19 protein-coding genes are annotated in these 22,027 nt (G+C 55.3%); 11 read left to right on the forward strand and 8 right to left on the reverse strand.

Features of this window, described 5'->3' with window-relative positions:
* Positions 1 to 42: 42 nt before the first annotated feature.
* The 3 genes from fruA to fruB are packed head-to-tail and all read right to left on the reverse strand — an operon-like array spanning position 43 to position 3,813.
* Entirely contained in the window at positions 43 to 1,728 is a 1,686-nt protein-coding gene (gene fruA / locus HV355_RS03955; RefSeq protein WP_108416605.1) for a PTS fructose transporter subunit IIBC, read from the reverse strand.
* Positions 1,729 to 1,744: 16 nt separating this feature from the next.
* Positions 1,745 to 2,683, reverse strand: coding sequence for a 1-phosphofructokinase (gene fruK / locus HV355_RS03960; RefSeq protein ID WP_010433510.1), 939 nt, complete (start codon positions 2,681 to 2,683; stop codon positions 1,745 to 1,747).
* Positions 2,683 to 3,813, reverse strand: coding sequence for a fused PTS fructose transporter subunit IIA/HPr protein (gene fruB / locus HV355_RS03965; RefSeq protein WP_182400985.1), 1,131 nt, complete (start codon positions 3,811 to 3,813; stop codon positions 2,683 to 2,685). Before fruB ends, fruK begins: the two co-directional genes overlap by 1 nt.
* Positions 3,814 to 4,178: 365 nt before the next feature.
* Here fruB and setB point away from each other — a divergent pair, with 365 nt between their 5' ends.
* Positions 4,179 to 5,360, forward strand: a complete 1,182-nt coding sequence (gene setB, locus HV355_RS03970; protein ID WP_182400987.1) for a sugar efflux transporter SetB — start codon at positions 4,179 to 4,181, stop codon at positions 5,358 to 5,360.
* Here setB and HV355_RS03975 read toward each other — a convergent pair.
* On the reverse strand, positions 5,357 to 5,611 hold the full coding sequence (locus HV355_RS03975) for a YkgJ family cysteine cluster protein (RefSeq protein ID WP_108416608.1): 255 nt from the start codon (positions 5,609 to 5,611) through the stop codon (positions 5,357 to 5,359). The two genes, setB and HV355_RS03975, sit on opposite strands and share 4 nt — an antisense overlap.
* A gap of 164 nt (positions 5,612 to 5,775) precedes the next feature.
* On the opposite strand from HV355_RS03975, the gene yeiP reads away from it, so the two are divergent.
* Positions 5,776 to 6,348, forward strand: a complete 573-nt coding sequence (gene yeiP / locus HV355_RS03980; RefSeq protein ID WP_008500940.1) for an elongation factor P-like protein YeiP — start codon at positions 5,776 to 5,778, stop codon at positions 6,346 to 6,348.
* Positions 6,349 to 6,467: 119 nt separating this feature from the next.
* Here the strand turns inward: yeiP and uxuA are convergent, their stop codons facing one another.
* On the reverse strand, positions 6,468 to 7,658 hold the full coding sequence (gene uxuA, locus HV355_RS03985; RefSeq protein WP_042715826.1) for a mannonate dehydratase: 1,191 nt from the start codon (positions 7,656 to 7,658) through the stop codon (positions 6,468 to 6,470).
* A 205-nt stretch (positions 7,659 to 7,863) separates the two neighbouring features.
* Between uxuA and HV355_RS03990 the strand changes: the two genes are divergently transcribed.
* The 9 genes from HV355_RS03990 (at position 7,864) to yejF (ending at position 19,444) form a co-directional block, all read left to right on the forward strand.
* Complete coding sequence (locus tag HV355_RS03990) at positions 7,864 to 9,330, forward strand: fructuronate reductase (protein WP_182400989.1); 1,467 nt, start codon at positions 7,864 to 7,866, stop codon at positions 9,328 to 9,330.
* 124 nt (positions 9,331 to 9,454) lie between these two features.
* Positions 9,455 to 10,441: a GTP-binding protein gene (locus tag HV355_RS03995; protein ID WP_174339860.1), complete on the forward strand. Its 987-nt coding sequence runs from the start codon at positions 9,455 to 9,457 to the stop codon at positions 10,439 to 10,441.
* A 33-nt stretch (positions 10,442 to 10,474) separates the two neighbouring features.
* Positions 10,475 to 11,170, forward strand: coding sequence for a phosphatase PAP2 family protein (locus HV355_RS04000; RefSeq protein ID WP_089597986.1), 696 nt, complete (start codon positions 10,475 to 10,477; stop codon positions 11,168 to 11,170).
* Positions 11,171 to 11,604: 434 nt separating this feature from the next.
* Positions 11,605 to 12,174, forward strand: coding sequence for a bifunctional murein DD-endopeptidase/murein LD-carboxypeptidase (gene mepS, locus HV355_RS04005; RefSeq protein ID WP_010433488.1), 570 nt, complete (start codon positions 11,605 to 11,607; stop codon positions 12,172 to 12,174).
* 127 nt (positions 12,175 to 12,301) lie between these two features.
* On the forward strand, positions 12,302 to 13,855 hold the full coding sequence (locus tag HV355_RS04010; RefSeq protein ID WP_126817746.1) for a cyclic di-GMP phosphodiesterase: 1,554 nt from the start codon (positions 12,302 to 12,304) through the stop codon (positions 13,853 to 13,855).
* Positions 13,856 to 13,919: 64 nt separating this feature from the next.
* Positions 13,920 to 15,725, forward strand: a complete 1,806-nt coding sequence (locus HV355_RS04015) for an extracellular solute-binding protein (protein WP_182400991.1) — start codon at positions 13,920 to 13,922, stop codon at positions 15,723 to 15,725.
* 9 nt (positions 15,726 to 15,734) lie between these two features.
* Positions 15,735 to 16,829, forward strand: coding sequence for a microcin C ABC transporter permease YejB (locus HV355_RS04020; RefSeq protein WP_042714263.1), 1,095 nt, complete (start codon positions 15,735 to 15,737; stop codon positions 16,827 to 16,829).
* Positions 16,829 to 17,854 (forward strand): ABC transporter permease, encoded by a 1,026-nt coding sequence (locus tag HV355_RS04025; protein ID WP_010433477.1) that lies wholly within the window; start codon positions 16,829 to 16,831, stop codon positions 17,852 to 17,854. The genes HV355_RS04020 and HV355_RS04025 overlap by 1 nt, the downstream gene beginning before the upstream one ends.
* A complete protein-coding gene (yejF, locus tag HV355_RS04030) occupies positions 17,855 to 19,444 on the forward strand; it encodes a microcin C ABC transporter ATP-binding protein YejF (RefSeq protein ID WP_182400993.1) in 1,590 nt (529 codons plus the stop codon).
* Between the two features lie 3 nt (positions 19,445 to 19,447).
* On the opposite strand, the gene HV355_RS04035 is transcribed toward yejF, so the two are convergent.
* The 3 genes from HV355_RS04035 to rsuA form a co-directional block, all read right to left on the reverse strand.
* A complete protein-coding gene (locus HV355_RS04035) occupies positions 19,448 to 19,792 on the reverse strand; it encodes a YejG family protein (RefSeq protein WP_010433471.1) in 345 nt (114 codons plus the stop codon).
* A gap of 279 nt (positions 19,793 to 20,071) precedes the next feature.
* The gene (locus HV355_RS04040) at positions 20,072 to 21,268 is read right to left on the reverse strand and encodes a Bcr/CflA family multidrug efflux MFS transporter (RefSeq protein WP_042714271.1); all 1,197 of its coding nucleotides are present in this window, start codon (positions 21,266 to 21,268) and stop codon (positions 20,072 to 20,074) included.
* A gap of 16 nt (positions 21,269 to 21,284) precedes the next feature.
* A complete protein-coding gene (rsuA, locus tag HV355_RS04045; RefSeq protein ID WP_108416614.1) occupies positions 21,285 to 21,992 on the reverse strand; it encodes a 16S rRNA pseudouridine(516) synthase RsuA in 708 nt (235 codons plus the stop codon).
* Between the last annotated feature and the right edge of the window lie 35 nt (positions 21,993 to 22,027).

Raw genomic sequence — 22,027 nt, forward strand, 5'->3', positions numbered from 1 at the left:
GCCGGGAGCGTAACGCAACCCGGCTTTTTTGTTGTTTATCGCTTACGCTGCTTTTGCCACAACTTCCGCTTCCGGACGCTTCAGCACCGCATAAGACAGCCCCGCCACCAGCGTACCGGCAATAATCGCCAGCAGATAGCCCAGTACCGGAGTGATTGCGCCTGGGATCAGCAGCACGAACAGACCGCCGTGTGGTGCCATCAGCTTAGCGCCAATCGCCATAGAGATTGCCCCCGTTACCGCGCCACCGACGATACAGCATGGCAGAACGCGCATTGGGTCACGTGCTGCGAACGGAATCGCGCCTTCGGTAATGAAGCAGAGGCCCAGAACCAGCGCCGCTTTGCCGCCTTCCTGCTGTGCTTTGTCGAACTTACGACGGGCAACGATCGTTGCCAGACCGAGCGCCAGCGGTGGCACCATTCCTGCCGCCATGATCGCCGCCATCGGCGCGTAGGTCTGGGTACTCAGCAGGCCAACGCCAAAGGCGTACGCCGCTTTGTTCACCGGGCCACCCATGTCGGTACACATCATGCCGCCGAGGATCGCGCCCAGCAGAACCGCGTTAGCGGTGCCCATGGTTTGCAGCCAGTGGGTCAGACCCGCCAGGATGCCCGCAACCGGCTTACCAATCAGGTAAATCATCGCCAGACCGACTACCAGGCTGGAGATCAGCGGGATAATCAGGATCGGCTTCAGCGCTTCCATACTCTGCGGCAGCTTCAGCTTAGAACTGATGAGCTTCGCGACGTAACCCGCCAGGAAACCGGCAATAATACCGCCGATAAAGCCAGAACCGGTGCTCACCGCCAGCATACCGCCGATAAGACCCGGCGTCAGACCCGGACGGTCAGCAATGGAGAAGGCGATAAAACCTGCCAGTACCGGTACCATCAAGGCGAACGCGGAGCCGCCGCCGATCTGCATTAACGCAGCCGCCAGCGTGCCTTCTTCTTTAAACGCGGTAATACCAAACGCGAAGGAGAGCGCGATACACAGACCGCCAGCCACCACCATCGGCAGCATGTAGGACACGCCAGTCAGCAGGTGGCGATATGCGCCAGCAGACTCTTTTTTCCCTTCGGTCGGGGTTTTCGCTGCACCGGTCGCCTGATACGGCCTGGCTTCCACCAGCGCCTTATCAAATTCCTGAGCGGTCTTTTTCAGCGCCAGACCGGTAGAGGTGCGGTACATTGGCTTACCGGCAAATTTCGCCAGATCCACTTCGATATCCGCCGCCACGATCACCAGATCGGCTTCCGCCACTTCTTCAGGGGTAATCGCATTGCCCGCGCCAACCGAGCCGCGCGTTTCAACTTTCACCCACCAGCCGCGTTTTTTCGCTTCGGTTTCAATGGCTTCAGCCGCCATAAAGGTGTGCGCAACGCCTGTCGGACAGGCCGTAACCGCGACAACGCGTTTCGGACCGGTAGCCGCAGCCGGGGCCGCCGCCACAGGCGCACTGTACACAGTGGCGTGACCTTTCGCTTCGCTCAGGAACAGCTCAGGATGTGCCACCGCGCGATTAATATCGCCTAGCCACACTTTTTTGCCGTTCAGCGCGCTGTCTGCGGGGATTTTATCACCCAGGACAATCGCCAGTTCGGCATCGCCCGGGTTATCAATGATGTCCAGGTGTGCTTTTTGTGCCGCCGCGCCCAGCAGGGTCTTCGCCATGTAGGCGCGAGCCTGTCCGAGACCGGAGTCAATGATCAGCAGCGTTTTCATTATTCCTCTCCTGCTGTTAGTTAAAAGGTTTTAAGTCAACGCGCGCCATCATCGCGGCTAACTGGGTACGATCGGTAATACCGACATTGCTCTGGCTCACGGCCAGGGCAGCAACGGCGGTGGCAAGACGTAACGTATGTTCACTGGATTCACGCATCAGCAGACCGTAGATCAGGCCACCAACCATGGAATCCCCCGCGCCAACGGTACTCACGACTTCCATTGACGGCGGTTTGGCAATCCATTCACCTGAAGCGTTAACCCACAACGCCCCTTCTGCACCCAGCGAAATCACCACATGAGCGATACCCTGCTCGCGCAGCGCATGGGCAGCTTCAATCACATCCTTTAATTCTGGCAGCTTACGGCCTGCCCAGATCTCCAGTTCGCGACGATTTGGTTTCACCAGCCACGGAGAGGCTTTAAGACCCGCCACCAGCGCATCGCGGCTGCTGTCAAAAATAATGCACGGGCACTGGCTGCGCAGGCGCGTCATCCAGTCGGTGAAGGCCTCCGGGCTCACGCCGGACGGCAGGCTGCCGCTGACGCACACCATGTCGAACTGGCCAAGCCAGGTCAGGGAATCGGTGACGAAGCGTTCCCAGTCAGCAGGCGTCACTTCGAAGCCAGAGAAGTTGAGATCGGTGACTTCGCCGTCTTTCTCCGTCAGCTTAACGTTGATGCGGGTACGGCCCTGAACGACCTGGAAACGGTTGGCAATGCCCAGCTCGCTGAATAGCTGCTGGAAACCGTCCTGGTTATCTTTTCCGAGGAAGCCGCCGACGGTGACGTCGATACCGAGGTCTTTCAGCACCTTCGCGACGTTAATCCCTTTACCTGCCGCATGCAGGCCCGTGGTACGCACGAGGTTCACTTCGCCGCGTTCAATTTCCGGGCAAAAGCCTACCAGGTCGTAAGCCGGGTTCAGCGTAATAGTCGCAACACGTCTGCTCATTATGCGCCCTCCCCCAGACCTGCCGCGATGGCATCGCCAATCGCTTTCAGCGCCTGTTCAGCATCGGCACCCTGTGCGGTGAAGCGCAGACGGTGGCCTTTCTTCACGCCCAGCGCGACAACTTTCATCAGGCTACGGCCATTCGCCGGTTTGCCTGAGCCATCCAGGTTGGTCACGGTAATCTCGCTTTCAAATTGTTTAATGGTGTTCACCAGCATGGTGCCCGGACGAGCGTGCAGACCGTGTTCATTACGCACCACGAACTCTGCGTTCAGCACGTCCTCGGTCAGCGCATCGTCGCTGGTCAGCAGCGCAAGTACGGTGGCTGCATCAGCGTTCAGCAGTTTTTCAGCTTTGTTGTTCAGCAGCAGATCGCTCAGGCGCTTCAGTACCGCAACCGGCTGGTCATCGACCATTGCCACGGTGACCAGCATCGCGGCGCGCTCGCCATCTACGTCAAACGCAGTAGCGGCGCGGCTGACAGCAACTGCGCTGCGCAGGTTGCCTTCAGCACTGTCGTTCAGCCAGACACCCTGGCCCAGATTCAGCGGCTTATCATTGATAGCGCGCGTAACGAATGTCGCATCGGCCGCTCCGGCTTCCTTCAGGCGACCCGCGTTCAGCGCTTGCAGGGTCACCAGGTCAGAGGCTGCAACATCCAGCGTCAGGGTTTCATTATCCAGTTTCAGCGCTTCGCTCTGTTTTTCACCCATCAGCAAGGCGCGCAGCTCTTCAGCCGTGGTGACAGACTTCAGCTGTTCCGCCACCGAGTCATCGCTCAGCACGTGCGTCAGCTGGCGCAGCAGGCCCAGGTGTTCGTCGCTGCTGGCGGCGATACCGATAGCCACATAGGCCACCTGACCGTCACCCCAGAGCACGCCCTGCGGGAACTGATAAACCTGCACGCCCGTTTTCAGCACCTGGTCGCGGGTGTCGGTGGTACCGTGTGGAATAGCGATGCCATTGCCGAGGAACGTTGAGGTCTGCTGCTCGCGGGCCAGCATGCCGTTAACGTAACCCTCTGCCACGTTACCTGCCTGCACGAGGGCAACGGCAACCTGGCGAATAGCCTCTTCTTTCGTCCCGGCCTGTGCGCCCGGGTGAATATCCTGAACAGATAACTGGAACATGGTTCTCCTCTCCTGCTGAACTTGAATCGTTTCAGCCTTAATGAGAAAAAATGCGCTAACCTGCTCCGTCAGTTAAAACAAGATAGCGCTGAAACGTTTCAAAAAGTCTTGCTCTTTCTGTATAGCGTTGCAAGGAAAGTTACATTTGGCTGTTCAGAATTTAGAGTTACAGCACATTTCTCCTTTCTTCAGCTGAATATTGCTGACGTTCAGCACATCAGTTTCAGCTAAGTTCAGCAACCATTTTCAAATTGAAATGCCATTTTGATTTTTTGTAGCAAAAGTGACCGCACCCTCTGTTTATTTAATGACTGGCGGCGTAAACTCCGCGTCTTTCTGACCCACGCTGATCCTGATACGAAAACATGCATAACACCCCCGCTGCCGCCTCACCAAAGCCCCTTGATTTGACGTCAACGGCGTTTTTGATCGTTGCTTTCCTTACCGGGATCGCCGGGGCCTTACAAACGCCCACGCTGAGTTTATTTCTGACCAATGAAGTCCACGTCCGTCCGGCGATGGTCGGCTTCTTCTTTACCGGCAGCGCCATCATCGGCATCCTGGTCAGCCAGTTTCTGGCAGGACGTTCCGACAGAAAGGGCGATCGCAAAAGCCTGATTGTCTTTTGTTGCCTGCTGGGGGTATTCGCCTGCGTGCTGTTTGCCTGGAACCGTAACTATTTCATTTTGCTTTTTGTTGGGGTATTTCTGAGCAGTTTTGGCTCTACCGCCAACCCGCAGATGTTTGCCCTTGCCCGTGAGCATGCCGACCAGACCGGACGCGAGGCGGTGATGTTCAGTTCAATCCTGCGCGCTCAGGTATCGCTGGCATGGGTTATTGGTCCGCCGCTGGCATACGCGCTGGCGATGGGCTTTGGCTTTACGGTGATGTATCTGAGCGCGGCGGTGGCCTTTGTCGTGTGCGGCACAACGGTGTGGTTCTTCCTGCCCTCAATGCGTAAAGAGCCGAAACTGGCGACAGGCGCTCTGGAAGCACCGCGTCGTAACCGCCGCGATGCCCTGCTCCTCTTCATCATCTGTACGCTGATGTGGGGCACTAACAGCCTTTATATCATCAACATGCCGCTGTTTATTATTGATGAACTGCACCTGCCGGAGAAGCTGGCAGGCATCATGATGGGGACGGCCGCTGGCCTTGAGATCCCGACCATGCTGATTGCTGGCTATTACGCAAAGCGCTTTGGGAAACGTTTTTTGATGCGCATCGCGGCGGTCGCCGGGCTGCTGTTCTATGTCGGGATGCTGACGGTGCATACGCCCGCGCTGCTGCTGGCTTTACAGCTGCTGAACGCCATCTATATCGGCATTCTCGCCGGGATTGGCATGCTCTACTTCCAGGATTTAATGCCGGGTCAGGCAGGCTCTGCCACCACCCTTTATACTAATACCACCCGCGTGGGCTGGATTATTGCGGGCTCGATGGCCGGTGTCGTGGCGGAGATCTGGAACTACCACACGGTATTCTGGATTGCCCTGGTGATGTGCGTCCTGACAATCACCTGTCTGACGCGGATCAAAGACGTTTAGGGCGCGGTGAGCGCTTCCAGCTCAAGCAGGTACGTCATCGCCTGCGCTCGCGTACTGCCGCACATGTCCGCGGAAGGCTGAAGCCCGGAGCACACCTTCGGGCGCAGGGGCGACCCAAAGATCATACAGAGATTAGCGTCAGAAAGCTGAACGCAGCGGGTATTGGCAGGCTTGCCCTCCGGCATTCCTGGAATGGGGCTTGAAATGGACGGTGCAGTACAGCACGCGCCACAATCTGAACGACAATCCATAAATGCTCTCAGTCAGTGATGAACGCCCGCGCAGTCGGGCATTGGGCGCACAGTAACACCTTTTTTGTATTGATAGCAAAAGCCACGAATTCCGCTTGCCTGAAAGGCCGCGCGCGAGTAATTTGGCGCGATATTTTTTACCTCCCGTAAACAGGATTACTGCAATGCCAAGAGCGAACGAAATTAAGAAAGGTATGGTACTGAATTACAACGGCAAACTGCTGATTGTGAAAGATATCGATATTCAGGCACCTAGCGCCCGTGGAGCAGCGACGCTGTATAAAATGCGTTTCGCCGATGTGCGTACCGGCCTCAAAGTGGAAGAACGCTTTAAAGGTGACGATATCGTCGATACCGTGACCCTGACCCGTCGCTATGTTGATTTCTCCTACATCGACGGCAACGAATACGTGTTCATGGACAAAGAAGATTACACCCCGTACATCTTCACTAAAGATCAGATCGAAGAAGAACTGCTGTTTATCCCTGAAGGCGGTATGCCGGATATGCAGGTGCTGACCTGGGACGGCGTGCTGCTGGCGCTGGAGCTGCCTCAGACAGTGGATCTGGAAATCGTGGAAACCGCACCGGGCATCAAAGGCGCGTCAGCCAGTGCGCGTAACAAACCGGCTACCCTGACTACCGGTCTGGTTGTGCAGGTGCCAGAATACCTGTCTGCTGGCGAGAAGATCCGCATCCATATCGAAGAAAAACGCTATATGGGTCGCGCTGACTGATTGCGGCGTTTGTCGGGTGGCGGCTTCGCCTTACCCGACCAACAAAAACACAAAAACCGGCCCTCAGGCCGGTTTTTTATTGTAGGCCCGGTAAGCGCAGCGCCTCCGGGCAACAGAGCTTACAGAAGCTCCGGATACTTCGTCATCTTCAGCGCCAGCTCAACGCCGCGCACTTCTGCCATCCCTTTCAGGCGACCAATCGCCGAATAGCCTGGGTTGGTTTTCTTACGCAGATCGTCCAGCATCTGGTGTCCGTGATCCGGACGGAACGGAATGGGACGCACATCGCCCGCGTGCTTACGGCGCACTTCTTCCGCCAGAATGGCGTCCACCACCGCCACCATATTCACGTCACCGTTCAGGTGCGCGGCTTCGTGGAAGGTTTTTGGGTTCTCTTCGCGGCAGGTTGCACGCAAATGCGTGAAGTGAATACGATCGCCAAAGGTTTCAATCATCCGTACCAGGTCATTATCCGCACGCACGCCGTAAGAACCGGTACACATCGTAAAGCCGTTATAGATACTGTCTACCGTCTCTTTCAGCCACTGCATATCTTCAATCGTCGACACGATACGCGGCAGGCCGAGGATAGGACGCGGAGGATCGTCCGGGTGAACAGCAAGACGCACGCCGGACTCTTCTGCCACAGGTACTATCGCGCGCAGGAAGTACGCCATGTTTTCGCGCAGCTGGTTCTTATCGATATCACCGTATTCCGCCAGACGCGCGCGGAACTGGTCCAGCGTGTAGCCTTCTTCAGCACCCGGCAGCCCGGCAATGATGTTGCGGGTCAGCTTTTCAATATCCGCTTCACTTGCCGCGTGGAACCACGCGAGCGCCTGCTGCTGCTCTTCTGCGGTGTAATCCGCTTCAGCACCCGGACGCTTCAGAATGTGCAGTTCAAACGCCGCAAACGCGATCTGGTCGAAACGCAGCGCTTTTGAACCATCCGCCATCTGATATTCAAGATCGGTACGCGTCCAGTCCAGAATCGGCATAAAGTTATAGCAGACCGTATCAATGCCGCAGGCCGCCAGATTACGGATACTCTGCTGATAGTTGGCAATCCAGGTCTGGTATTCACCCGAATGGGTTTTGATATCCTCGTGGACCGGAATACTTTCCACGACTGACCAGGTTAACCCCTTCTCCGCCAGCAACGCCTGACGCTTTTGAATTTCCTCAACCGGCCACACTTGCCCGTTAGGAATATGATGCAGTGCCGTGACAACGCCTGTCGCGCCAGCCTGACGTACATCATCAAGAGAAACCGGATCGTTCGGCCCGTACCAACGCCAGGTTTGTTCCATTGCCTCACCCTCTCAAGTTGTTATACCAATATGGTTTACTGCAATGACGACTACCATACATGTTTACCGCGAAGGGTCAACACAGCGCCACACATTGATTGATCAAACTCACAGAACGGGGATATTTACGGCTTACCAATTCAATTTGTTGTCATATAACTTTACACTACCATTGTTAATTAATGGTTAATCAGGTGTGTATTTCATGAAGACAATTGCTTCCACCTCGCTTCCTGCCCGCGTGCAGCAGCCTCGCTACGATCGCCAGCAATTACGCTCGCGCATTGTCCATTTTGGCTTCGGCGCATTTCACCGCGCGCATCAGGCGTTGTTAACAAACCGGGTGCTGAATGAGAAAGGAGGCGACTGGGGTATTTGTGAAATTAGCCTCTTCAGCGGTGATGTGCTGATGAGCCAGCTGCGCGCGCAGGATCATCTCTTTACCGTGCTGGAGAAAGGTGCGGAGGGGAACCAGGCTATTGTTGTCGGCGCGGTACATGAATGTCTGAATGCCAAACTCGATTCGCTGGCGGCCATTATTGAGAAATTTTGCGAACCGCAGGTTGCGATTGTCTCCCTCACCATCACGGAAAAAGGCTATTGCATCGATCCGGCGACCGGCAAGCTGGATATGCACAATACCCGCATCCTGCACGATCTGGAAAACCCGACCGAGCCGCATTCCGCGCCGGGGATCCTGGTCGAAGCCCTTCACCGCCGTCGCGAGCGCGGCCTGCCGCCGTTTACCGTTCTCTCCTGCGACAATATCCCGGACAACGGCCACGTCGTAAAAAATGCCGTGCTCGGGATGGCGCAAAAACGTTCTGCTGAGCTGGCCGGGTGGATTGATGCTCACGTGAGTTTCCCGGGCACGATGGTCGACAGAATTGTCCCCGCCGCAACGGAGACCTCGCTTGCGGAAATCACGCAGGAACTTGGCGTTGAAGATCCCTGCGCCATCAGCTGCGAGCCGTTTATCCAGTGGGTGGTCGAAGATAACTTTGTCGCCGGACGCCCTGAGTGGGAAGCTGCAGGCGTGCAGATGGTGAAGGATGTTCTACCGTGGGAACAAATGAAGTTGCGGATGCTTAACGGTAGCCACTCTTTTCTGGCTTATCTGGGATACCTCGCCGGATACGCGCATATCAATGAATGCATGGAGGACGCGAGCTTCCGCGAAGCCGCCCGCCGCGTAATGCTGAACGAGCAGGCTCCCACTTTGCGCATCACAGACGTGGATCTCACGGCCTATGCCGACAGCCTGATCGACCGTTTTGCCAATCCCGCATTGCAGCATCGAACCTGGCAAATCGCGATGGACGGCAGCCAGAAGCTACCTCAGCGCATGCTGGATGGGATCCGTGTCCATCTCGAACGTAACAGCGCTTGGCCGCTGCTGGCGCTGGGGGTTGCAGGCTGGATCCGCTACGTCAGCGGCACGGATGAGCGCGGAGACGCGATTGATGTTCGCGACCCGCTTAGTGATAAAATCCAGTCAATCGTCAAGGCCAGCAGTGAAGCGGAGCGCGTGAACGCCCTGCTGACGCTGAGCGAAGTCTTTGGACAGGATCTGCCTCATAACAGCGTCTTTGTAGATGCGGTAAACGAAGCCTATCAGCGCCTCACCCGCTACGGTGCGCGTCAGGCTGTTATTGAAACGTTAAAAATTTAACCATTCTTGCCCTTAAGGCGAACGGAAAACCTCTCCGTTCGCCCTTCCCCCTTCTCATGACGCTTTTTTTTCGCCAGGATGATGACTAATTGTTATAGCATCACAGTCAGTCATGGGAGCGCATGTGACCAAAACCAACCTCATCACCGGTTTTCTCGGCAGCGGAAAAACCACCTCAATTTTGCACCTGCTCGCGAATAAAGATCCGGCAGAAAAGTGGGCCGTACTGGTCAACGAATTCGGCGAAGTGGGCATCGATGGCGCATTGCTGTCTGACAGCGGGGCAATGATCAAAGAGATCCCGGGCGGCTGTATGTGTTGCGTGAATGGTTTACCCATGCAGGTCGGGCTGAACACGCTGCTGCGCCAGGGTAAACCGGACCGTCTGCTGATAGAGCCGACCGGGCTGGGCCACCCTAAGCAGATCCTCGATTTGCTGACCGCCCCGGTTTACGAGCCGTGGATTGACCTGCGCGCCACGCTGTGTCTTCTGGATCCGCGCCTGCTTCTGGACGAGAAGGCCGTGGCCAATGAAAACTTCCGCGATCAGCTCGCCGCAGCAGATATCATCGTGGCGAATAAAGAGGATCGTGCAACGGCTGAAAGCCAGGCCGCGTTCGATGCCTGGTGGCAACATTTCGGCGGCGATCGTCAACGGGTTCACACCACTCAGGGCAAAATTGACAATGCCCTGCTCGATCTCCCCCGTCTGAACCTGGCGGAACTGCCCGTCAGCGCGGAACACGCGCATAGCCACGCGGTGAAGCAGGGTCTGGCTGCCCTGAGCCTGCCGGCACATCAGCGCTGGCGTCGTAATCTCAACAGCGGTCAGGGCTACCAGGCTTGCGGATGGATTTTCGATGCCGATACCGTTTTCGACACCATCGGGATTCTGGAATGGGCCAGACTTGCTCCGGTCGATCGCGTCAAAGGCATTATGCGAACCCCGGACGGGCTGGTACGCATCAATCGCCAGGGCGCAGATTTCTTTATCGAAACGCAAAATGTTGCCCCCCCGGACAGCCGGATAGAGTTAATTAGTGCGGTTAACGCCGACTGGAACGCGCTGCAGACCAACCTGTTGAAGCTTCGTTTAAGTTCCGACGGCTAACGTTGCCCCAGATTTCAAACGATGCTGAACGTTATGACGACTCGATTTCCCTTAATACTGCTGCTGAATGCTGCCGGTCTGGCACTCTTTTTATCCTGGTATCTGCCGGTGAACCATGGTTTCTGGTTCCCGCTGGATTCCGGTATTTTCCACTTCTTCAACCAGGCGCTGGTGAAGAGTGAAACCTTCCTGTGGCTGGTCGCGATTACCAACAATCGCGCCTTCGACGGCTGTTCACTGCTGGCCATGGGCTGCCTGATGCTCTCTTTCTGGCTGAAAGAAGATAAAACAGGACGTCGCCGCATTGTGATCACAGGCCTGGTCATGCTGCTGACTGCGGTAGTGATTAACCAGCTGGCGCAACATTTGATGCCGGTAAAACGCGCAAGTCCTTCGCTCTATTTCCCGGATATTCACCGCGTAAGCGAATTACTGCATATCCCGACTAAAGATGCGTCAAAGGACAGTTTCCCCGGCGATCACGGTATGATGCTGCTTATTTTTTCAGCATTCATGCTGCGCTATTTTGGCAAAAAAGCCTTTGCGACGGCGCTGGTAATTGTGGTGGTGTTTGCTTTCCCGCGCGTCATGATCGGCGCTCACTGGCTGACGGATATTGTTGTGGGTTCGCTCTCTGCGGTGCTGATTGGTTTGCCATGGGTGCTGATGACGCCGTTAAGCGATCGATTAATAGCCATTTTTAATCGTTACCTGCCTGGCGATAAGTAACAAGTTCTAAACAAATAACCCATCGTAATTAACGCAAACTATCGGGGATCATTTCGTTCCCTGATAGTCCCCTCTCTTCAATTGCCCCGCGCCGTCATATTCTTGTCATCTCATTCATGTTGAAAATGAAGCAATTGCCTGAGTTGGAGCCGCTTCTGACGGCATTTTGGGGCATTTACGTTTTTTTACTCTCGGTATCACAATTTCTTATAAAAAATCGGACTTTTTTGCTCGCAATGCCCCTTGCAATCGGTTAATCTCGAACTCGTTTTGCCCCACTGAGATAATTATTATCATGGTGAATAAATTTGTGCACTGCGCCACAAATCTGACCAGAAAGAATTGTCTCAATGTGAACAGCTAATTAGTCTCGTCACGTTTGGCATTTTTATAACGATATTTATCGTTAAGGACTTCAAGGGAAAATAAACAAAATGGTCAAATCTCAACCGATTTTGAGATATTTCATGCGGGGGATCCCGGCGATAGCAGTAGCGGTTCTGCTTTCGGCATGTAGTACATCGAACACCGCTAAGAATATGCATCCTGAGACGCGTGTTGTGGGAACAGAAGATTCCTCGTCACTGCAAGCCTCTCAGGATGAATTTGAGAATATGGTGCGTAATCTGGACGTGAAGTCCCGTATTATGGACCAGTATGCTGACTGGAAAGGCGTGCGTTATCGTCTTGGCGGCAGCACGAAAAAAGGCATTGATTGTTCCAGTTTCGTACAACGAACCTTCCGCGAACAATTTGGGTTAGATCTTCCGCGTTCAACCTATGAACAGCAGGAGACGGGCAAGTCGATTTCACGTTCCAAACTGCGTACCGGTGATTTAGTTCTGTTCCGTGCGGGTTCTACGGGTCGACATGTTGGCATCTACATTGGCAACGACCAGTTCGTTCATGCTTCCACCAGCAGCGGTGTGACCATTTCCAGCATGAATGAACCATACTGGAAGAAGCGCTACAACGAAGCGCGCCGTGTATTGACCCGCAGTTAATATGATGATTGTATCGTTGGTTATCCCTTGGCTGGCGATATAATAAAAAAAAGCACTGCTTCGGCGGTGTTTTTTTTTGCCCGTTACACTGAATACATTCAGCGGCTACTCAGGAATCACGATCTCTATGTTCACCCGCTACTTTTCCAGTCATCGCAAGATACTGTTTCTCAGTATTGTCACAGGGCTGTTTGTCGCCCTGCTCCTGGGCTCATTGCAGTTTTTCTGGAGTTACCACAAGCGGGAAGTCAGATTCGATACCCTGATTGAAGATGTGAGCATCTACATGGAGAGCTACTTCGGGGAGCTAAAAGAGTCTATCGATCTCCTCCAGCCGCTTACGCTGAACAATTGCCATGAGGTTAACGCTGAACTGACTTCACGCGCTGCCTTCAGTATTAATGTGCGCGCCTTCCTGCTGGTCAGAGACAAAATAGCGTTCTGCTCTTCCGCCACAGGGCCAATGAATTCCCCGATGGAAGCGCTTATACCCGAGCTGCACATCAACAAACCGATCGATATTGCCCTGCTGTCCGGCACGCCCATGCTGCCGAATAAACCGGCCATTGCCATCTGGTACCGTAATCCGTTGGTTAAGGACGGCGGCGTCTTTACCTCGGTGAATCTCAATCTGACACCGTACCTGCTCTATGCCGCGCGTCAGGACGAGTTCGCGGGTATTGCCATCATCATTGGCGACAACGCGTTGTCGACAATGTCCAGCACGCTGGTTAAGGCGGAAGATCTCCATGAACACGCCGCCCGCACCGCCACGCTGAAAGACATTCCGCTGACCATCAAGATCTATGCCGAAGCCTGGACCAGCGAGGAAATCCTCTTCGCCCTCTTCTTCGGGCTGGTGTGCGGCATAGCCGCCGGAACGCTCAATTTTTATATCCTGACCATACGTCTGAATCCGGGTAAAGAAATTTTAACCGCGATTAAGCACAATCAGTTCTATGTGGTGTATCAGCCCGTGGTCGATGCTAAAGAGCTGAAAATGCGCGGTGTGGAAGTGCTGATGCGCTGGAAGCACCCGACGATGGGCGAAATCCCACCGGATGCGTTTATTAACTTTGCTGAAGCGCAAAAGCTGATTGTTCCTCTGACGCTGCATCTTTTTGATCTCATTATTCGTGACGCACCGGTATTACAAAGCGTATTGCCTGCGGGAGCCAAGCTGGGGATAAACATTGCGCCAGGGCATTTGCATGCGGAGAGTTTTAAAGAAGATATGCAAAGCTTCAACGCCTCGCTGCCGCCCGATCATTTCCAGACGGTACTGGAAATCACCGAGCGCGACATGATTAATCAGCGCGAGGCCAACCAGCTTTTTGAATGGCTGCACAATGAAGGCTTTGAAATCGCGATTGATGATTTCGGGACCGGCCACAGCGCCCTGATTTATCTCGAGCATTTCACAATGGACTACATCAAAATCGACCGGGGTTTTGTCAATGCCATTGGAACCGAAACCGTTACATCGCCCGTACTTGATGCCGTATTGACCCTCGCAAGGCGACTGAACATGTCCACCGTCGCCGAAGGGGTGGAAACGCCTGAGCAGGCGGCCTGGCTGCGCGAGCATGGCGTTAACTTCCTGCAGGGATACTGGATCAGCCGCCCTATGCCGCTGGCGCAGTTTCGCACATGGCAACCCGATATGATGTCCGGTGAATAATTTCACAATGGCGGCGACGTCACTTATTATTCAGTTTTAATGTGAACGAAGGATCCGCCACGAGATGTTTATGCGCGTCGTAGTGATGTTAATGGCGGTGGTGAGCCTGTCCAGCCAGGCGCAGACCATCAAAGAGAGCACGGCATTCGCGGTGATTGGCGAACCTAAATACGCGGTTAATTTTACCCACTACGATTACGTCAACCCCGCCGCGCCTAAAGGCGGAAACGTGACGCTCTCGGCCACGGGCACCTTCGATAACTTTAACCGCTTTGCCCTGCGCGGCGTGGCGGCGGCGCGTACGGAGTCCCTCTATGACACGCTGTTTGTGACGTCAGACGATGAACCGGGCAGCTACTACCCGCTGGTGGCGGAAAACGTACGTTACGCGGATAACTTCGCGTGGGCCGAAATTTCACTCAACCCGCAGGCGCGTTTTCATGATGGCACGCCGGTTAGCGCCCGCGACGTGGCCTTCACGTTTCACAAGTTTATGACCGAAGGGGTCCCGCAGTTCCGTCTGGTGTACAAAGGCACCACCGTAAAAGCTATCGCCCCGCTGACCGTGCGTATCGAACTGAGCGAACCTAACAAAGAGAATATGCTGAGCCTGTTCTCCTTGCCCGTCATGCCTGAGTCCTTCTGGAAAAACCACAAGCTGAGCGACCCGCTCTCCACGCCGCCGCTGGCGGGTGGCCCGTATCGCATTACCGACTGGCGTATGGGGCAGTATGTGGTCTATTCCCGGGTCAAAGATTACTGGGCTGCAAATCTTCCGGTAAACCGTGGCCGCTGGAACTTTGACACCCTTCGCTATGATTATTACCTTGACGATAACGTGGCGTTTGAGGCGTTCAAGGCGGGTGCGTTTGATTTGCGCGTGGAGAGCAGCGCTAAAAACTGGGCTACGCGCTATATCGGGAAAAACTTTGCCAACGGTTACATCGTTAAAGACGAGCATAAAAATGAATCTGCCCAGGATACCCGCTGGCTGGCGTTTAACATCCAGCGCCCGGTATTCAGCGACCGTCGGGTACGCGAGGCAATTACCCTGGCGTTTGATTTCGAGTGGATGAACAAGGCGCTGTTTTACGGCGCCTACAGCCGCGCTAACAGCTATTTCCAGAACACTGAATATGCCGCTCGTGACTATCCTGATGCCGATGAGCTGGTCTTGCTGGCTCCGCTGAAGGCGGAACTCCCGCCAGAGGTCTTTACGAGCGTGTTTGAACCGCCTAAATCCGACGGTAAGGGTTTTGACCGTGACAACCTTCTGAAAGCCAGCGCGCTGCTGGATGAGGCGGGATGGCACCTGAAAGATCAAAAACGGGTGAACGTGCAAACGGGCAAACCGCTGAGTTTCGAGCTCCTGCTCGCTTCAGGGGCAAATGACCAGTGGGTACTGCCGTTTAAGCAGAATCTCGCCCGGCTGGGGATTACTCTGAATATCCGCCAGGTGGATATCGCTCAGCTCACCAACCGCAAGCGCAGCCGGGATTACGATATGATGCAGAGCCTGTGGGCCGCGCAGCCGTGGCCCAGCGGCGATTTGCAAATTTCATGGGCCTCCAGCTATATCAACTCCTCCTACAATGCCCCCGGCGTTAAGAGCCCGGCGATCGACGCGCTGATTGAGAAAATCGTGGCCGCGCAGGGCGATAAAGAAAAATTGCTTCCGCTTGGCCGCGCGCTCGACAGGGTGTTAACCTGGAACTACTACATGCTGCCAATGTGGTACATGGGCGAAGATCGCCTTGCCCGTTGGGACAAATTCTCGCTGCCCTCTGTACGCCCTGTCTATACGCTGGGTTTCGATACCTGGTGGTATGACGTGAACAAAGCCGCCAAACTGCCCGCAGAGCGGCGTTAAGGAATAACAATGGGTGCTTATCTGATCCGCCGCTTGCTGCTGGTTATCCCGACGCTGTGGGCCATCATCACGATTAACTTTTTCATCGTCCAGATTGCCCCTGGCGGACCGGTGGATCAGGCTATCGCCGCCGTGGAATTTGGCCACAGCGGGGGAATGCCCGGCGGCGGCGGTGAAGGGATGGGCGCAAGTCACGCAAGGACCGGCGTGGGTAATATCAGCGAAAGCCACTACCGCGGCGGGCGCGGGTTGGATCCCGAGGTGATCGCCGAGATCACCCATCGCTACGGCTTTGATAAACCGCTGCATGAGCGTTATTTCAAGATGCTCTGGGATTACGTCCGCTTTGATTTTGGCGATAGCCTGTTTCGCAGCGCATCCGTGCTGACGTTAATTAAGCAAAGCCTGCCGGTTTCCGTCACCTTGGGTCTGTGGGGAACGTTGATTATCTATCTGGTCTCCATTCCGTTGGGCATTCGAAAAGCGGTCTACAATGGCAGCCGCTTTGATATCTGGAGTAGCACCTTCATCATCATCGGCTATGCGATTCCGGCGTTTCTGTTTGCGGTTCTGCTTATCGTCTTTTTCGCCGGGGGGAGTTATTTCGATATTTTCCCGCTCCGAGGATTGGTGTCAGCTGATTTCAGCACCCTGCCGTGGTATCAAAAAATCACCGATTATTTCTGGCACATCACGCTGCCGGTGCTCGCGACGGTCATTGGCGGTTTTGCCGCGCTGACGATGCTGACCAAAAACGCCTTTCTTGATGAAATCCGCAAACAGTATGTTGTCACCGCGCGCGCAAAGGGCGTGGGTGAAAAACAGATCATGTGGAAGCACGTTTTCCGCAACGCGATGCTGCTGGTGATTGCCGGATTCCCGGCCACCTTCATCAGTATGTTTTTTACCGGCTCGCTGCTGATAGAGGTGATGTTCTCCCTGAACGGTCTGGGACTGCTGGGCTATGAGGCCACCGTCTCGCGCGATTACCCGGTCATGTTTGGCACACTCTATATTTTCACCCTGATTGGCCTGCTGCTGAATATCATCAGTGATATCAGCTATACGCTGGTCGATCCCCGAATCGATTTTGAGGGCCGCTGATGCCGCGTTTAAGCCCCGTCAACCAGGCCCGCTGGGCACGCTTTCGCCACAACCGCCGCGGTTACTGGTCGCTGTGGATCTTCGCCGTGCTGTTTATCTTAAGCATGTGCGCCGAGCTGATTGCGAACGATAAGCCGCTGCTGGTGCATTTTAACGACCGCTGGTATGTGCCTGTGTTGAACAACTACAGCGAGAGTGATTTTGGCGGCCCGTTTGCGACGCCGGCTGAATATCAGGATCCGTGGCTTCGCGATCAAATCGACAGGCACGGCTGGGCGCTCTGGGCCCCCATTCGCTTTGGCGCAAACAGCATAAACTTTGCTACCTCAACTCCCTTTCCTTCGCCTCCCTCCGCGCAGAACTGGCTGGGAACCGACGCGAACGGCGGTGACGTGCTGGCGCGCATTCTTTACGGCACGCGGATCTCTCTGCTCTTCGGGCTGATGCTGACGCTCTTTTCCAGCGTCATGGGCGTCGTCGCGGGTGCCGTTCAGGGCTATTACGGCGGAAAGCTCGATCTCTGGGGGCAACGCATCATTGAAGTCTGGTCGGGAATGCCAACGCTGTTTCTGATCATCCTGCTGTCCAGCGTAGTGCAGCCTGGCTTCTGGTGGCTGCTGGGGATCACCGTCCTGTTTGGCTGGATGGCGCTGGTGGGCGTAGTGCGCGCGGAATTTCTGCGCACGCGGAACTTTGACTATATCCGTGCCGCACAGGCGCTGGGGGTCAGCGATCGGGCGATTATTTTCCGCCATATGCTCCCCAACGCCGTAGTCGCAACCCTGACCTTTCTGCCCTTTATTTTGTGCAGTTCCATCACCACCCTCACCTCGCTTGATTTCCTTGGTTTTGGGCTGCCGCTCGGCTCGCCATCGCTCGGAGAACTGCTGCTGCAAGGCAAGAACAATCTTCAGGCGCCGTGGCTTGGCATCACTGCGTTTCTCTCAGTGGCCGTGCTGCTTTCGCTGCTGATCTTTATTGGCGAAGCCGTGCGCGATGCCTTTGATCCCGACAAGGCGGTATAGATGACGCAACCTCTTCTGAGCATTGAAAACCTGTCTATTGCCTTTTCGAAGCAGGGCGAAACCCGCACGGTGGTGAATGACCTGTCACTGCAGATCCAGCGCGGCGAAACGCTGGCGCTGGTGGGGGAATCGGGTTCCGGTAAGAGCGTTTCAGCCCTCTCCATCCTGCGTCTGCTCCCTTCCCCGCCGGTCAGCTATCCGCAGGGTGACATTCTGTTCCATGGCAGTTCGCTGCTGCATGCGGATGAGCAAACCCTGCGCGGGATCCGCGGCAATAAGATTGCCATGATTTTTCAGGAGCCGATGGTCTCACTCAACCCGCTGCATACGCTGGAAAAACAGCTCTACGAAGTGCTGTCACTTCACCGGGGCATGCGCAAAGAGGCGGCGCGGGGTGAAATTCTCGATTGCCTTGAGCGCACGGGCATTCGCAATGCCGCCAAACGACTGACCGATTTTCCGCACCAGCTCTCTGGCGGAGAACGTCAGCGCGTGATGATCGCCATGGCGCTGCTGACGCGTCCTGAACTGCTGATCGCCGATGAACCGACGACGGCACTGGACGTGACGGTTCAGGCGCAGATATTGACGCTGCTGCGGGAACTGCGTGACGAGCTGAACATGAGCCTGCTGTTTATTACGCACAACCTGAGCATCGTAAGAAAGCTGGCTGACAGCGTGGCGGTGATGCAAAACGGACGATGTGTTGAGCAAAATACGGCAGCCTCGCTGCTGACGGCACCTCAACACCCCTATACGCAGCGCCTGCTCAACAGCGAACCCTCCGGCGATCCCGTTCCCCTGGATGCCGACAGCGAGCCGCTGCTGCGCGTTGAGGGGCTGGGCGTTTCATTTCCCGTTCGTAAAGGCATTTTACGGCGCGTTGTCGATCGGAACCCGGTTCTGAAAGATATTCGCTTCTCTCTGCGTCCCGGTGAATCGCTGGGGCTGGTTGGTGAGTCGGGTTCTGGCAAGAGCACCACCGGTCTGGCGCTGCTGCGCTTAATCGCCTCGCAGGGTGAGATCCTCTTTGACGGCATGCCGCTGCACACCCGGAACCGTCGCCAGATGTTGCCCGTGCGTCCACGCATGCAGGTTGTTTTTCAGGATCCCAACTCCTCGCTTAACCCAAGACTGAGTATTTTGCAGATTGTTGAAGAGGGTTTACGCGTTCATCGCCCCACGCTGAGCGCTCAGCAACGTGAAGAAGAGGTGATGCTTGTCATGGCTGAAGTGGGATTAGATCCCGCCACGCGCCACCGCTATCCTGCGGAATTTTCTGGCGGCCAGCGCCAGCGCATCGCGATTGCCCGTGCGCTGATCCTGAAACCTGAGTTGATCATTCTTGATGAACCCACCTCTTCACTGGACAGAACCGTACAGGCGCAGATCCTGACGCTGTTAAAAGGGTTACAGGAGAAACATCGGCTGGCCTATATCTTCATCAGCCACGATTTACAGGTAGTGCGGGCGTTGTGCCATCAGGTGATTGTGTTGCGGCAGGGAGAAGTCGTCGAACAGGGAGAGTGCCAGCGCGTATTCACTGCGCCGACGCAGAGCTACACGCGCCAGCTACTGTCAGCAGACTAGCGCTCAGAAAGGATATTGACCAGAGAAAGGCTCGGCAATCGCCACGCCGAAGTTTTTCAGACGGCAGGTGGCAGCGAATTCATCCTGGCTGTTCACAAACAGGCAAGGCTCGCCTTCGCATTCCAGCACGGAGCTATCCACTTCGATATCCGTCAGCGCCTGACTGAGGCGCTCCATCACCGGCCATGCATTTTCGTCGCTCGGACTCAGCAGTTTGAGCGCAACCAGACAATTCTCGCACCCTGCGCCGCTTTGCGGAATCGGTTCAACTTTCGAACCTGCAAAACCCGCCGACCAGCGATAGCTCTGGGGCAAGCGATGGACAATGGAGAGTTGTAATGTATTCACGTTCGTTCCCCGGAAGCAAAATTACTTCACAATTTATTTACATTTATAGTATCACATGATTGCAAACCTGCACTATTTAGCGGTTTTTATAGGCATTGCAGGCTCGCGTGGGCGCTATATGTACCCGTTTCTGCGATCTAACTCAACCTTTTTAAATACAATGATGTGACTTTTTACATAAATAGATTTTACATAAAAGAAACAAACACAGGGTAAACGAACAGCGCTTTGGTTGATATGCATCAACAAAAAAGGCCCGAATCGGGCCTTCAGCGTGCTTTAGTGAGCGGCTTTACGCGGCCGACTGGCATAAAGATAGAAAAGAATGGAGCTGGTTGCGCAGAAAGCGATAGCCCACAGCATCGGCCATGCGGTGTTAAACGTGGCCATCGAGAGCAGCGCCCCAACGACAGCGCCAATCCCAAAGCGGAACGTCCCCGCCAGTGACGACGCCGTGCCTGCCATATGCGGGAATTCGTCGAGGATGACCGCCATCGCGTTGGAAGAGATCATCGACACGCAGCCGACAAACGCCGCCACGCCCACCACCAGCGCCCAGAAGCCAATCCCCAGAAACGCGCTCACCACCATCCAGATAGCCATAACGAACTGGATCCACAGCCCGGCGCGGAACATATTGATCGCCCCTACCCGCCGTACAAAGCGGCTGTTGATGATGGTCATAACAAACAGAAACACGATGTTCAGCGCAAAGTAATAGCCAAAGTGCTGCGGTGAAACGTGGTTCAGTTCGATATAAACAAACGGCCCGGCGCTCAGGAAGGAGAACATCCCGGCAAAGCTGAATCCGCTCGCCAGCATGTAGCTCAGCACGCGCTTATGGCGAAACAGCGAGGCGAAATTCCCCATTGTGGTACGGATGTGAAACTTCTGCCGACGCTCGACGGGCAGCGTTTCATCAATAAAGAAGAAGATCATCGCCGACGCCAGCAGCGCGGCAACCGCCAGGATCCAGAAAATGGCGTGCCAGCTGAACCACACCAGCACGGCACCACCGACCATCGGGGCCACCAGCGGCGCAATGGTGGTGACCAGCATGACGAACGACATCATGCGGGAGAACTCTTCTTTCGGGTAGACATCGCGCATCAGGGCGTTGATCACCACGCTCGCGGCGGCGGCGGCCAGACCGTGGAAAAAGCGCATGATAATCAGCTGATCGATACTCTGCGCCAGCGCACAGGCGACGGCTGCGCCCGCAAAGACCAGCGTTCCGCCCAGGATAACAGGCTTGCGCCCAAGGCTATCCGCCATCGGCCCATACAGAAGCTGACCGATAGCAAAACCGAGAATATAGGTACTGAGCGTCATCTGCGCGCTGCCCGCCGGTACGCCAAACTGCGCGGAAATCACCGGCAACGCGGGCAGATACATATCGATGGAGAGCGGCATCAGCATCGCCAGCAGGCCAAGGATGAAAACGATCTTGAAAGACGAGTGTGGCCTGGTGGTCACAGAGTTCTCCTGAAATTTAGCGTGAAGGCAGACCGACGCTGGCGATCTCTTCTTCCGTTAACGGGCGGTATTCGCCTGGCTCGAGTTCCGGGTCAAGCTCAATCGCACCAATACGTTCACGATGCAGGCCCACAACGTGGTTGCCCACTGCGGCGAACATCCGTTTCACCTGATGATAGCGACCTTCGCTGATGGTCAGACGCACTTCCGTCGGGGTGATCACCTCAAGCACCGCCGGTTTGGTCAGATCTTTTTCATTATGCAGCTGAACGCCTTTGGTGAATTGCTCTGCCGTGTCATCCGATACCGGCGACTCCAGCGTGACCAGATAGGTTTTCTCGCAGTGATGGCGCGGAGAGGTGATGCGGTGAGACCACTGACCGTCATCGGTCATCAGCACCAGACCGGTAGTATCGATATCCAGACGACCCGCGGCATGCAGCTTGTGCGCCACTGGCTCATCGAGGAAATAGAGCACCGTCGGGTGATCCGGATCGTCTGTTGAACAGACGTAGCCTTCCGGTTTGTTGAGCATGAAATAGCGCGGACCGTGCTGCTGGGTCAGCGGATTGCCGTCATACTCCACCTGATGTTCAGGCTGGAGTTTGAAAGCGGTGTCTTTCACAATGTCGCCATCCACGGTAACGCGGCTGGCGCGAATCTCACGCCCGGCAATAGCGCGGCTTACGCCGAGTTGCTGAGCGATAAACTTATCAAGTCGCATGAAATCTTTTTAGCCTTAATGGTGCTGGAAGTCGG

This window comes from Enterobacter sp. RHBSTW-01064, from assembly GCF_014103035.1.
In the GTDB taxonomy this organism is placed as follows: Bacteria; Pseudomonadota; Gammaproteobacteria; order Enterobacterales; family Enterobacteriaceae; genus Enterobacter; species Enterobacter mori.